The following is an 11,406-nucleotide window of genomic DNA, read 5'->3' as shown; positions in this document are numbered from 1 at the left end:
CCTGGTACGCCGTCTCGCCCGACGGCAAGCCGGTCGGCGCGCCGGGCAAGTAGAGATCACCTCCCCAGGGTCGATCGCCCCGCCCGCCGGCGCGTCACCGGAGATCCGCCCCTCCGCACCGCACGGAGGGAGCGGACCGTTGTGTCATGCGGACCTCTCTCACGTCGCGGTGCGGTCGGTCCTGCGAACGCTCCCGCTCATGCCGGACAGTGATCCTCCGCCAACTTGAAGTATCGAGTCAAAGGGCTGGTGTCGTCCTGCTCCAGGCCGCGGCACACGAGGATGCGGGGCCTGTGGCCGACGCGACTCTGATGCCGTGCAGCTGCTTCGGGTCGGCGGCGAAGCGGGCAGGTCCTTGCTTGGTTTGCCGCCGCAGCACCTCCACCAGATCCGCAATGTCCTCCGCGGTACGGTCCGGGCTCGTGGCAGGCCGGGAGGAGTGGTCGGGCCGGCTGTTCTCGGCGTGCGTCTGCCATCGGGCAGGCGACTCGGCGAGAACAGCGTCGGAAGATTCCGGCTTCGGCGGCGTAGGCGCGCTATTGAGTCTGACGAGCAGGCGCTGTCTGCGAGCGTCCGTCCTGCCCGCGGACGAGGACTTCGCCCTGCTCGCGCAGTTGACGGTCGGCGAGCTGTACAGATTGAGCCCGGAGCAAAGGACGACGGGCCCTCTCGACTGCGGGGACCATCTGCTGTTCTGCCTCGACAGCGACATCGAGGCCGATGAGCGCGTAGATGTAGCGCTGTGCTTCGTAGGCGTCGTGTTCCGGGTCGCCCAGGGCCTTCCAGCTGTGGTTCCAGTCGTCGTTCGTGGCCATCTCGGTGGAGCCCCGGAGCGGGAAGGCCGGGTCCTCACCGGACGCGAGCATGCGCCCAGGGGGTCGGGCGAAGTCTGAGGCGACGATCCGGTGCATTCACGCGCCGTCGACCAGCGCCAGGATGTGCCGGTCGACCAGCCGGAAATACTCCAGGGTGATCTCGGTCAGCACGAACACGTTGATCCTGCGCACGCCGCTGCCGTCGTTGTACCGCTCCATCGCCCAGCCGAGCATCTCCGCGGTCGCTGACACGGCCCCGGTGACCGCGCCGTCCGACTCGATCAGCAGTCCGCGGCGGGGAGCGTCGGCAAGCAGGAGACCGCCCTCGCGAGGTGCCGGACGTGTGTATTTCCGAGGACCAGTTGAAGGCGTGGGCGTCCCGGAGTGTGTCAGGTCAGGCGTCTGTGTTGTGACCGCGGTCCGGTGCGCCGCGGATGTTGCCGCGCCTGCCCGTCGATGGCGTTGACTGGCGCAACGTCAACGAGGTCATGGCTCGCCATATCTAGGTGCTTGCCCTGGGGTGTGGGCGGCGTTTGCGGGGGGCGTGGAGGTTGCTTGTGCGGTGAAGTGGCTTGTGTAGCTGGGGTGTTGAGTGCTTCTGCGCGCTCACTCACATGGCGGGCACTCTACGAATTCGATTGAGTACGCAGGGTAGTTGATGGGGTGTTGGTGTTCTCGTCGAGGGTCTGGGTGAAGTGTTGCCTGGCCGGTTGCAGAGTGCATGCAGGGTCCGCTCCGCCTGGTTCGCCAACGTCGTCGCTTTCGACCCGTTCGGAGGAAGTTCTTGCAGGTGGACACGGTGGCATCCCGACCGTACCGGCTGGCCGCGACTCCTGCAGGGCGGCGCATGTCCGTCGTGGCCCGGGTGTATGGGTATCCGCCGGATCACAATGCCGGCTCGGAGTGGATGCTGCACTCGATGCTCCGTCCGCTGGCCGAGCGTGGTCACGAGGTGGCGGTCTGGCTGTCGCATCCCGGAAGGATCGAGAAGGGCTACGAGATCGACGGGGTTCAGGTCGTCCCCTTCCAGGAGGGCGTGGACTTTGCCGCACATGCCCAAAAGGCGGACGTGTTGTTGTCCCACTTCGAGAACGTGCCCCTGGTGGCGGGGCTCGCGCGGGACCGCCGGATCCCCCTGGCGGTGATCTGTCACGACAACTTCGCGGTGAGCTTTCACAACGCGGCGGGCGCTGATCTTGTCGTGTACAACAGTGAGTGGATCCGGCGGGACGGTGAGATCTTCTACGCCCGTTACCCACAGGAGTTCCTGCCCCGGCACAGCATTGTGGTGCGGCCGCCGGTGATGGCGGAGGAATACCGCACGGATCCCGGCGACTTCGCGACCCTGGTCAATCTCAACTCCGACAAGGGCGGCGAGGTGTTCTGGCAGATCGCCGCCTGGACTCCGGAATGGAACTTCCTCGGTGTCCGCGGCGCGTATGGGCAGCAGATCATGCCTCCGCCGCGGTTGCCCAACTGTGAGGTTGTCGACGGGGTGCCGGGGCAGCGGATGCGCGAGCACGTCTACAGCCGCTCCCGTGTGGTGCTGATGCCGAGCTTGTACGAGTCGTGGGGGCGGGTGGCGGTGGAGGCGTTCGCCTCGGGCATCCCGGTGATCGCCCATCCCACCCCCGGGCTGGTGGAGTCTCTGGGTGAGGCCGGCATCTTCGCCTACCGCGACGACCTGGGCGCCTGGATCCATGCCCTGGCGTTGCTGCGGGACCCGGACAACTGGGCCCGGGCCTCCCACCGGGCCAAGGCCCGCTCCATCGAACTGAGCGCAGCACCCGACCTCGACATCTGGTGCGACGCGATCGAATCGCTGGCCAGGACGCGCTCGTCAAGCGGCTTCCGCAGGCGCGCAATCGGCACGCTCGTCGATGCCAGTGAGCTGGGCCGCGGCCCTGGGGGCGGGGGCGACGCTGCGGCCCGGGGAGTCGATCCGCACCCGTGTCCGTCACGGTGCCGCGGAGCACAGGCGAACCACGACTGACTCTGTCGATCTGCAACGAAAGGACAGTACGTCATGACCCAGGAAACGCTCACCGCCTCTCCCGAACCCGCCACCGCGATCGAGCCCCGTACGGTCATTGCGCCGACCGCAGACGCACCCATCGCCCCCTACACCCACATCCACCGCTTCAACCACACTGGAGGCGTCGAAAACTTCACCGTCCCTCCCGGTGTCACCACGATCAACGCCCGCTGCTGGGGCGGCGGGGGAGATGGAGCCAGCCAGGGGGGCGGGGGCGGATTCGTCACCGGGAACATCGCCGTCGAGCCGGGCGAGACACTGCGAATCGTCGTCGATCTGGGAGGAGGAACGCGTGGCGGGGGCGGAATGAGCGGCCTGTTCAGCCAGCGACTGGGGCAGGCGCTTCTGATCGCTGGAGGAGGCGGAGGGTGCATCGCAACAAGCTCCGTTGACGCGCGTGGTGGTGCGGGTGGTGGCATCAGAGGTTCCGACGGACGGCCCGAGTCGCGGGGTGGGTGGACAGGGACTCCGGCGCATGGAGCCTCGGGTTCGACGGGTGGCGCTGGTGCGTCGATTGACGGCAGTCACGGGGGGCGTGGCGGCAACACCGGACAGAACGGGAGCTCCACGAGTGCAGCTGGTGGCCAGGTGCCGATCCCGGGTATGGGTGGAGGTGGGGGCGCACGCGAGAGCGGCGGTATGGGCGGAGGCGCCGGCTACGCGGGGGGCGGCGGAGGTCTCTCCATTTTCTACTCGCACAAGGCTTATGCCAGTGGTGGCGGTGGTGGCAGCAGCTTCGTGAACGGCCCTGGCGTCACCGACGGACGCACCGTGGCCGGCAGCGGCACCCGCGCAGGCGGCCAGGACGATCCCCAGTACCAGTCCGGTGTCGGTGACGCGGGCCACCACGGTCAAGTGGTGCTGCAATGGACCGAGTTCACGGTGGCGCCCGGCGGGCCGCCCGACGTCAAGCTGGTGCAAGGCGGACCGGTCGGGTATCCGGGAGTGCACGTCGCATCCGAGACCGCGTTCGCCCCCGTGTCGGTGACGGTGGCCCTGCCCGCCGGCCGCGATCTGCTCTTCGGCAGTCAGACACTCGCCGACTACCAGCTCACCGTGCTCACCGCCGACCTGCAAACGACCCCGTACCCGGGAGCCCTTTCAGAGGACGGAACGTCGCTCGTCTTCTCGCACGTGGACCTGGGACTGCCCGGGACAACGGTGATGTGGGTCGCCGTGAGCGCCGGCCATGGCGCCCCGCTCGGAGCCACCAGCCTGACCTTCACCGTCGGGGGAAAACCCTCCCCCTCCACAACGATCGTCGTCACACCGGGCTTCACCCTCTCCCCGGGCGGCGACACGCTGACCGTGGAACGGGGAGGGTCGCCCAGGTACCCAGGCGTCGCGGTGAGGAACAACGGATCGCAAGACATCCCGCTGCAAACGGTCACCGTGACTCTTCCGGCTGACACCGACCTGCGGTTCGGCACGCCGGCCAACCCCGATCACCAGCTGACCGTCATGGATGCGAGCGGAAATATGACCGCCTATATGGGAAGCCTCTCCGACGACGGACAGTCCCTGGCCCTCTCCGACATCGACCTGGCAATCCACGACGACGGATCACGGTCGGTCATGTGGGTCTGCGTGAGCGCCTCCGACGACACCCCCACCGGCACCACCAGCGTGGAGTTCACCATCGGCGACTACACCTCGCCATCCACCCCGATCGACGTCATCTGAGGAAAGCGGCGGCACCACCCGCCGCCGCGGAAGCCGGAAGCAGACCTGCACCGGCTTTGTACACGAGTGCGGACAGCAGATGTTGACGTGGTGCCGCTGGCGGGTGTGGGGGTGCGGCTTCGGCAGGCAGGGCATGTGGTGACGGTGTTGACCTGCGCGCGGTACGGGCAGCTGGTCCGCGGGTGCGGGCTGAACTTCCGTCCTTTGCCGCGGGATCCGAACGACAGGCTGGCTCGCATCCCGCGGCTGCCTCGGCGGCTGGACGGGCTGCGCGGGGCGGCGGGCGGCATGGATCCGGCGGGCATCGTCTACCCGGCTGGCCATTTTCGCAGCGGCGGCCAGCGTCTACAGGGCCCAGTCCCGGACGCACGCGAGCTCCGCCGCCCGCTCCGCCATCTCCAGCTTCCATGGTGTCCGGTCCACTTCAGAGATCTCCCGCCACAGTGCCGCCGTGGCCGAGCTGAACGCTGCGAGCGCCTCGGCCTTTGCATCCCGCCAGGACGGAAACCGACGAGCGAAGGCGAGCGCCTCCTCCACGGAATGCCCGGCGTCCATGAGCTGGAGGAGAAGGGCGCCGGGGTCGATCCAGGCCGCCCCTCGGGTCGGCCAGGCCCAGTCGATGAGTCGCGCACGTTCACCGGTGATCAGAACGTTGTCCGGGGCGAAATCGGTGTGCAGGAGAGTGTTGCCCTCGAAGTAGTGCAGGGAGCCCGGCGGTGCGTAGTCTGCCCACCGGTCAACGGCGTCCTTGAGACCGGTGCCCGGGGGTGCTGTGACGTCCTGCAGCTCGACAAGCGCGGCTTCCACTAGCGGCAGGTCGGGCGAGCCTGGTGTGTAGTCGGCGTGGCGGCCGTCGATCACCTCGTAGCCGAGCAAGCTCCAGCCGCCAAACTCCAGGTGCCAGTACAGACGCGGACAAGATGCCGGCAAGTACGAGGCGACGGCTGCCTCTCGGCGTTGGGCAGCGACCTGGGGATGGTCGGACGGGATGCCCTTCACGAAGACCCTGCCGCTGTTCGTCTCCAGGACGGAGGCGATGCCGGAGTTCATTCCGCCCTGCGCAGTCAGCGAGCTGTGCACGGCACCGATCTTGTCAGCGACGGCTTGGCGGACGTCGGCGGGAAGCTGCTCGTAGGCGATGCGGGACATGGACACGCGCGGTTTCCTCAAGGTGCTCGGATACGGGGAGTAGCGCCCCGGCCAGGGTACGGCCGGGGCGCTACTGAGGGGATGGAACGAACGGGCGGCACGGGCGCCACCCGTGGTGGATCTAGTACGGCTGGTCGTCACCGGCCGAGCAGCTGCACTCGGCGCCCTCGGCAGCCTCGTCCAGGTCGGCGATGATCTGGAACTCGTCGTCCTTGATCGACGCGGCGGTCAGCGGCACCGGCAGGGCGCTGGTCGGGTTGTCCGCCGGACGTCGGCCGATCGTGAGCATGACCGGTTCGCGAGGCAGGGTCAGGATTGCGGTGGGCGGAGTCATGATCCGTAACCTCCATGTTGGCAGTAGAGCTCTCGTCGGTCCCCCGCCTCCTGGTAGAGCCTGGCCAGCGGTCGGCACGTGCGGCACGTGCTGACCTTCGTGCAGCCGGAGCATCCACCGGTGCGGAGCTGTAGGGACTCGGCGATCACGCCGAGTCGGGGGAGGGCTTCGACGCCCTCGGTGATGAGGTTCACGCTCGGGTCACGGCCGACCTTGCAGATTGACGCGATGCCGTGCGGGTTGACGTGGAAGAACGTGTGGCCGGCGTTGCAGCCGGTGAAGATGCTCCGGGCCTTGAGGTGGCCCACTGCCTGCGTCGCCAGCGGGTTCGCCTCGCCGTCGATCGTGGGCGACATGTTCGTGAAGACCTGGTGAGGGAAGCCGTACGACTTCGAGAGGCGCACCATCGCGCCTGTCTCATGCGCGTTGTCGTCCGAGACGATCACGTTCAGCCGGACCGGCAGCCTGTCCTCGTGGGCGGCGTCCAGGCCCATCAGGAACCGGCTGAACGCCCCGCGGTTCCGCGTCACCTTGTCGTACGTCTCGCCGGTGGCTCCGTAGACGCTCAGGGTCAGTCGGTACGGCCGGTGGCGGGCGAACAGGTCCCGGATCGGCTTCTTCCGCAACGAGGAGCCGTTGGACGAGACCTGGACCATCATCCCGAGCTGGTGGGCGTACTCGTACGCCGCGCCGAACTCGCGGTCGATCAGCGCCTCACCGCCTGTGATCTGCAACCACAGGACACCGGCGTCCCTCAGTGTCTGGAGCAGCGTCTGCTTGCCTGCCCAGTCAAGGCCCTCGAACCGCTTCTCGCCGAGGTAGCAGAACTCGCAGTCGTAGTCGCAGCCGAGGTTGATCTCCCACGACGCCTTGCCGTACCCGTACCGGGACAGCTCGCGGACGAGGACGATGTCGCCGACTGGCGACGAGGGCAGTTCGGTCCCCCACGCCTCCCTCGCCGCGTCGGCCAGCCAGTCCGGGACGGATCGTCCTTCCGCCCCCGAAGCCCGCAGCTCCTGGTAGCGGACCTCCGGGATGCGCACGCCTGCTGCCAGGCCGGGCTGGACAAGGAGGTACTGGGCGAGAAACGGGCTGGCCACGAGCCGAGGAGCTGTTTTGGTCGCCAGCCTCTCGGCGCTGGTGTTCGTCTCGGTCATTGGACCTCCACGGGTTGGGTAGGAGGGTTTGGTCGGACCTGGTGGTGGGCGGTGATCAGGCTGGCCGCCAGCTCGGCCAGTGGATCCCTTCGCCAAGCGCGGGTCATGGCGCGATCCGTGCGGTCAAGGCGACCACGCCGATCACGAAGCCGCACGCGGCGGACACGAGCACGATCAGCAGTGGTCCGGAGTAGCGGGCGGCCCGGGCGGCGACACGGCCGTTCACGGCTTCCACCAGGCCCTCCACGGGCGGGTGATGATCTCCCGGTACGTATGGTGCGAGGGATTGCGGCCACCGTGCGTGAATACCCAGCTCTGCGGATCGGCGAAGTCGGTGCCGGGCGGCGAGGTCTCGCCACAGACCGCGCACTGCATGGCGTACGTGGTGGGCTCGGCGTCGGGTTCCCGGTCGGGCTGGAGGGTCCACTCCTGGTGGCACATGATCGTGCGGCTGGTCATCGAACCGCCTCCAGAGTTGTGGCGACATAGGGGTGCTGGAGAGCAGCGCGGAGGGCGTCCGTGTCGGTGAGGGTGTCGTCGTCGGGTAGCTCGCACCATCCGCCGAACCAGTCGTCGAGCAGCTCCAGGCCGGGGGCGACGAGCCAGGAGTTGGTGGAGAGGTGCCGTACCGGCAGATCGGCCCAACTGGCTGCGGAGCCGGTCGGGACGGCGTAGTAGAGACGCCCGTTGGGCCTGTCGTAGAGCACGGGGCCCACGGACGTACCGATGCAGCGCAGGTAGGCCAGGGCCAGGAGGCCGATCTCGGCGGAGGTGCGCACAACGTCCCAGCCATCGCCGACCTTCAGCAGCCGCAGCCCCGGCACGTCGCTCACCATGGGCGCGCTTCGCAACGCGTCACGCACGGACATCACGCATCTCCCTGCGGCCGGAAGCTGTGGCTCGCGCCGAGCGAAGAGGGGGATCCCGTGGTCGGCGTGAGGGGGCGGACCACGATCAGACGAGCGCCAATTGCTGTTATCTGCCGCTTGCGCTCGGTGCCGAGTTCCTTCGGGCCGAGGTGGCTGAGAGCTGGAACTACGGCCCCGTAGGCATCGGGGAGTTCGAGCACGTCGAGCAGACCGACGAAGGCGGGGGAGCGGATGATCACCGTGGAGTCGCGTTCGGTGAAGACGCCGCACAGGGCCAGTTCGTGCCGGTCGCAGTACTCGGTGAGGCAGTCGACGAGCGCCGCGTGGCGGGGCAGCCCGCCGGTGACGTGGCGTAGGTAGCCGAAGACCTGAGGGAAGGCGATGGGGCGGCGTTCGGTGATGAGGTCGTCGTCCATGCCCCCAGCGTCGGCCGTCGTGAACGGCCTCGAAATGACCTGCTGTTGTACTTCCGTTGCACTTCCCGCCCCACGTCGTCACTGACAGTGCTTCCATACGTGACGGAGGGAGGTCATCCGTGGTCAGCGTGCAGCAGTGGACAGGTCGGGAGGCGAGCGCCCTGCGCGCCGCGTTACGTATGAGCACGCGCGCTTTCGCCGAGCACCTCGGTGTCGCGCTGCGCACGGTTGCGAAGTGGGAGAGCCTCGGCGCGGAGACGCAGCCCCGCCCGGACACCCAGGCCATCCTCGATACCGCACTCGCACGGGCGGATTCCGCCGCCCAAGCCCGCTTCGAGGCAGTGCTGTTCCCTGAGCGGAAGAGCGCGCGGCCAGCGGACTACGAGACCTGGACCGAGGACATCGAGCGCGCTGTTGTCTGCATCAGCCGCCAGGACTTCCCGTTCGCCTCAACCCTGTTGAACCGCTGGTTGGGCAGCCGTGCACCCCATCAGCTGGACGACAAGGGCCTCTATTTGTACGGCCGTTCCCTCGTGCTCCTCGGCGACCTCCAGCGCGATCAGGGCGTGATCCTCGGCCCACTCTCAGCCCGGCACTCCTACTTGACCGCTCGCGGTTTGTTCACCGAACTCGACATCCCGCGCCGGGTGGCTCAGATCGAGCTGTCTCTGGCCGTCGTCCAGGAGATGTCGGGTCAGTTGGAATCAGCCGCTCGCCACTACGAACTCCTCGCTGGGGACCAGCGCCTGAACCCGCGTGACCGTGCCAGGGCGCGGCTGTGGGTGGGTACGGCGCTGAGCAAGGAGGGCGACAACGAGTACGCGACCGGCGTCATGGTCGAGGCCACTCGCTCCTTCGAAGACCTGGGCGAGCCGGAGGACTGGTCGGTCGCCCACCAGAAGCTGGCCCTGGCCCACCGGGGCGCCGGCGACCTGAAGCAGGCCCTGCACTACATCGACATCGCGCGGACCACCGGCACGGTCGACTCCCCGATGCAGCGGGTGCGGTTGGACACCGCGTACGGGCACATCCTTCTGTCGGATGCGGCGACCCGGAATGATGGGCTGTCCGTCCTCGATCAGGCGGCACAGGTGGCCCGCCAGTACGGGCTGAGCCACCAGCTGCGCAGCATCGAGGGCATCCGGAAGGACCAGCAGGGATGAGCCAGGGAGTGCCAGTGCCGGAGCACGAGCAGCGCCAGATCACCGACGAGCAGTTCCACGACGCGACGCTGATCTGGGACTACCACCAGATGGGTCACGAGCAGCGGCCCTGCTCGGCGGCGATCGGCCTGGGCAGCCACGACCTCGGTGTCGCCACGGCGGCCGCCGACCTCTACCGCGCCGGCCTCTTCCCGGTCGTGGTGTTCAGCGGGGGCAACAGCCCCACCACCCGGGCCCGCTTCCCGCGCGGCGAAGCGGTCCATTACCGCGAGCACGCTCTGAGTCTGGGTGTGCCGGACGAGGCGATCCTGGTCGAGGCGAAGGCGGCGAACACCGGCCAGAACATCACCTTCTCCCGTGAGCTGCTGGCCGGAGCCGGTATCGGGGTCGAGTCGCTGCTGCTGATCTCCAAGCCGTACATGGAGCGTCGCTCGTACGCGACGTGCCGCAAGTTGTGGCCGGAGGCCGAGATTGTGTGTGCGTCCGAGCCGCTGGAGATGGACGACTACATCAAGTCGATCGGCGACGAGAGGCTTGTCGTCGACATGCTCGTCGGTGACCTGCAACGGGTGATCGAGTACCCGAAGCTCGGGTTCGCCGTCGAGCAGGACGTACCGGGGGATGTGCATGACGCTTACGAGCGCCTTCTACACGGCGGATTCGACAGCCGCCTCATCAGTACCTGAGTCACCGCGCGTCGGGCCGCCGGGCGGGGTGTGCGCGATCCACCAGCCGAACCTGTTTCCGCGGCTGTCCACGTTGGCCAAGCTGTACGCCGCCGACCGGTGGATCGTTCTCGGCGACGTCCAGTTTGCCCGGCGCGACTATCAGCACCGGGCCCGCCTTGCGGCACTGGACGAGCCCGCTCATCAGCAGTGGCTCACGCTTCCTACGCATCTGCCGGACGGGCGCCGGACGCTGATCAGTCAGGCGCGGCTCGCCGACCCCGGCCGCTCCCGTCGCACCGCCAGTCTTCTGATTCGCCAGTACTACGGCCGCAGCCGCCACTGGCCCGCGGTGCGTGAAGTCCTGGAGGCGGTTCTCGATGAGTTCGAGGCGACCGACCGTGTCTCCGACGTTGCCAGGGCGTCGACGGTCGCCCTGCTCACCGCGTTGGGCTGGAGCGGCGAGGTACTGGACAGCAGCGCGACTCCGACCCGAGAAGGCCGCTCGGAGCGACTCGCCGACCTCGCTGCGGCCACCAGGAGCACCCAGTATCTCTGTGGCACGGGCGGCTGGCGCTACCTCGACACCCAGGCGTTCGACGCCCGTGGCATCCAGGTGCTGTCCTTCCACACCCCTGCGGACACGGGCGACCCGCTGTGGCGGTGGGCCCGCCAGACCAGCAGCCTCTGGGCGATGAGCAGCTTGGGGCCAACGGCCCTTGGGGAGAAACTGATCGAACATCGACCGGTTGCAGCCCTGGGGGTTTCCGCGTGACTGAGCCGAGCGCTCCGGAGAAAAAGCCATTCCTGTACGTCGTCGTCTGCGCGTGCGGCATTACCAACGACGTTGGCAAGCTGATCACAGCCGCGCAGGAACAGCACTGGGACGTCGGTGTCATCGCCACCCCGCAGGGCCTGGGCTTCCTCGACACCGAGGCGGTTGAGGAGCAGACCGGTTACCCGATCCGCTCAGCCTGGCGCACGCCGGGTGAGGCGCGTCCCCTGCCGCCCGCGGACGCCATCGCCGTCGCGCCGGCCACCTTCAACACGGTCAACAAGTGGGCCGCCGGGATCTCCGACACCCTCGCCCTGGGCATCCTGTGCGAAGCGTACGGCATGC

Annotated in this window: 14 protein-coding genes and 1 pseudogene; 6 read left to right on the top strand and 9 right to left on the bottom strand. The window is 68.1% G+C overall.

Annotated elements, in window-relative coordinates:
• Positions 1–536 precede the first annotated feature (536 nt).
• Positions 537–866: a hypothetical protein gene (locus ABZ471_RS37780; RefSeq protein WP_359073047.1), complete on the bottom strand. Its 330-nt coding sequence runs from the start codon at positions 864–866 to the stop codon at positions 537–539.
• Between the two features lie 45 nt (positions 867–911).
• A complete protein-coding gene (locus ABZ471_RS37775; RefSeq protein WP_359073045.1) occupies positions 912–1,067 on the bottom strand; it encodes a hypothetical protein in 156 nt (51 codons plus the stop codon).
• A 595-nt stretch (positions 1,068–1,662) separates the two neighbouring features.
• On the opposite strand from ABZ471_RS37775, the gene ABZ471_RS37770 reads away from it, so the two are divergent.
• Both ABZ471_RS37770 and ABZ471_RS37765 read left to right on the top strand, forming a co-directional pair.
• The gene (locus tag ABZ471_RS37770) at positions 1,663–2,808 is read left to right on the top strand and encodes a glycosyltransferase family 4 protein (RefSeq protein WP_359073044.1); all 1,146 of its coding nucleotides are present in this window, start codon (positions 1,663–1,665) and stop codon (positions 2,806–2,808) included.
• 33 nt (positions 2,809–2,841) lie between these two features.
• Entirely contained in the window at positions 2,842–4,533 is a 1,692-nt protein-coding gene (locus tag ABZ471_RS37765) for a hypothetical protein (RefSeq protein ID WP_359073043.1), read from the top strand.
• Positions 4,534–4,878: 345 nt separating this feature from the next.
• Here ABZ471_RS37765 and ABZ471_RS37760 read toward each other — a convergent pair whose 3' ends face one another.
• The 7 genes from ABZ471_RS37760 to ABZ471_RS37730 all read right to left on the bottom strand — a co-directional run bounded on the left by ABZ471_RS37760 (position 4,879) and on the right by ABZ471_RS37730 (position 8,458).
• Complete coding sequence (locus tag ABZ471_RS37760; RefSeq protein ID WP_359073049.1) at positions 4,879–5,682, bottom strand: aminoglycoside phosphotransferase; 804 nt, start codon at positions 5,680–5,682, stop codon at positions 4,879–4,881.
• A 121-nt stretch (positions 5,683–5,803) separates the two neighbouring features.
• Entirely contained in the window at positions 5,804–6,016 is a 213-nt protein-coding gene (locus tag ABZ471_RS37755; RefSeq protein ID WP_359073041.1) for a hypothetical protein, read from the bottom strand.
• Positions 6,013–7,173: a radical SAM protein gene (locus ABZ471_RS37750; RefSeq protein WP_359073039.1), complete on the bottom strand. Its 1,161-nt coding sequence runs from the start codon at positions 7,171–7,173 to the stop codon at positions 6,013–6,015. Before ABZ471_RS37750 ends, ABZ471_RS37755 begins: the two co-directional genes overlap by 4 nt.
• A 103-nt stretch (positions 7,174–7,276) precedes the next feature.
• Entirely contained in the window at positions 7,277–7,408 is a 132-nt protein-coding gene (locus tag ABZ471_RS37745) for a hypothetical protein (RefSeq protein ID WP_359073038.1), read from the bottom strand.
• Entirely contained in the window at positions 7,396–7,632 is a 237-nt protein-coding gene (locus ABZ471_RS37740; protein WP_020120660.1) for a hypothetical protein, read from the bottom strand. Before ABZ471_RS37740 ends, ABZ471_RS37745 begins: the two co-directional genes overlap by 13 nt.
• The gene (locus ABZ471_RS37735; RefSeq protein WP_359073037.1) at positions 7,629–8,042 is read right to left on the bottom strand and encodes a hypothetical protein; all 414 of its coding nucleotides are present in this window, start codon (positions 8,040–8,042) and stop codon (positions 7,629–7,631) included. The genes ABZ471_RS37740 and ABZ471_RS37735 overlap by 4 nt, the downstream gene beginning before the upstream one ends.
• A complete protein-coding gene (locus ABZ471_RS37730) occupies positions 8,042–8,458 on the bottom strand; it encodes a hypothetical protein (RefSeq protein ID WP_359073035.1) in 417 nt (138 codons plus the stop codon). Before ABZ471_RS37730 ends, ABZ471_RS37735 begins: the two co-directional genes overlap by 1 nt.
• Positions 8,459–8,577: 119 nt before the next feature.
• Here ABZ471_RS37730 and ABZ471_RS37725 point away from each other — a divergent pair, with 119 nt between their 5' ends.
• From ABZ471_RS37725 to ABZ471_RS37710, 4 genes and pseudogenes are all read left to right on the top strand, one after another.
• The gene (locus tag ABZ471_RS37725) at positions 8,578–9,621 is read left to right on the top strand and encodes a hypothetical protein (RefSeq protein WP_359073034.1); all 1,044 of its coding nucleotides are present in this window, start codon (positions 8,578–8,580) and stop codon (positions 9,619–9,621) included.
• Positions 9,618–10,307: a YdcF family protein gene (locus ABZ471_RS37720; RefSeq protein ID WP_359073032.1), complete on the top strand. Its 690-nt coding sequence runs from the start codon at positions 9,618–9,620 to the stop codon at positions 10,305–10,307. Before ABZ471_RS37725 ends, ABZ471_RS37720 begins: the two co-directional genes overlap by 4 nt.
• The gene (locus tag ABZ471_RS37715) at positions 10,249–11,061 is read left to right on the top strand and encodes a WbqC family protein (protein WP_359073030.1); all 813 of its coding nucleotides are present in this window, start codon (positions 10,249–10,251) and stop codon (positions 11,059–11,061) included. The genes ABZ471_RS37720 and ABZ471_RS37715 overlap by 59 nt, the downstream gene beginning before the upstream one ends.
• Positions 11,058–11,405 (top strand): annotated as a pseudogene (locus ABZ471_RS37710) (flavoprotein); the annotation flags it as partial. The gene ABZ471_RS37715 and the pseudogene ABZ471_RS37710, both read left to right, overlap by 4 nt.
• Between the last annotated feature and the right edge of the window lies 1 nt (position 11,406).

The sequence above is a fragment of the Streptomyces sp. NPDC005728 genome, assembly GCF_040630895.1.
Lineage (GTDB): Bacteria > Actinomycetota > Actinomycetes > Streptomycetales > Streptomycetaceae > Streptomyces.
The sequence above is the reverse complement of the archived record's forward strand: the minus strand, read 5'-3'. Positions and strand labels throughout refer to the sequence as shown.

What these genes read in the sequence shown, in the direction of transcription:
- ABZ471_RS37780 (WP_359073047.1), bottom strand. Translation starts at nt 866, where the DNA reads ATGCTCGCGTCCGGTGAGGACCCGGCCTTCCCGCTCCGGGGCTCCACC.
- ABZ471_RS37770 (WP_359073044.1), top strand. Translation starts at nt 1,663, where the DNA reads ATGTCCGTCGTGGCCCGGGTGTATGGGTATCCGCCGGATCACAATGCC.
- ABZ471_RS37765 (WP_359073043.1), top strand. Translation starts at nt 2,842, where the DNA reads ATGACCCAGGAAACGCTCACCGCCTCTCCCGAACCCGCCACCGCGATC.
- ABZ471_RS37760 (WP_359073049.1), bottom strand. Translation starts at nt 5,682, where the DNA reads ATGTCCCGCATCGCCTACGAGCAGCTTCCCGCCGACGTCCGCCAAGCC.
- ABZ471_RS37755 (WP_359073041.1), bottom strand. Translation starts at nt 6,016, where the DNA reads ATGACTCCGCCCACCGCAATCCTGACCCTGCCTCGCGAACCGGTCATG.
- ABZ471_RS37750 (WP_359073039.1), bottom strand. Translation starts at nt 7,173, where the DNA reads ATGACCGAGACGAACACCAGCGCCGAGAGGCTGGCGACCAAAACAGCT.
- ABZ471_RS37740 (WP_020120660.1), bottom strand. Translation starts at nt 7,632, where the DNA reads ATGACCAGCCGCACGATCATGTGCCACCAGGAGTGGACCCTCCAGCCC.
- ABZ471_RS37735 (WP_359073037.1), bottom strand. Translation starts at nt 8,042, where the DNA reads ATGTCCGTGCGTGACGCGTTGCGAAGCGCGCCCATGGTGAGCGACGTG.
- ABZ471_RS37730 (WP_359073035.1), bottom strand. Translation starts at nt 8,458, where the DNA reads ATGGACGACGACCTCATCACCGAACGCCGCCCCATCGCCTTCCCTCAG.
- ABZ471_RS37720 (WP_359073032.1), top strand. Translation starts at nt 9,618, where the DNA reads ATGAGCCAGGGAGTGCCAGTGCCGGAGCACGAGCAGCGCCAGATCACC.
- ABZ471_RS37715 (WP_359073030.1), top strand. Translation starts at nt 10,249, where the DNA reads ATGACGCTTACGAGCGCCTTCTACACGGCGGATTCGACAGCCGCCTCA.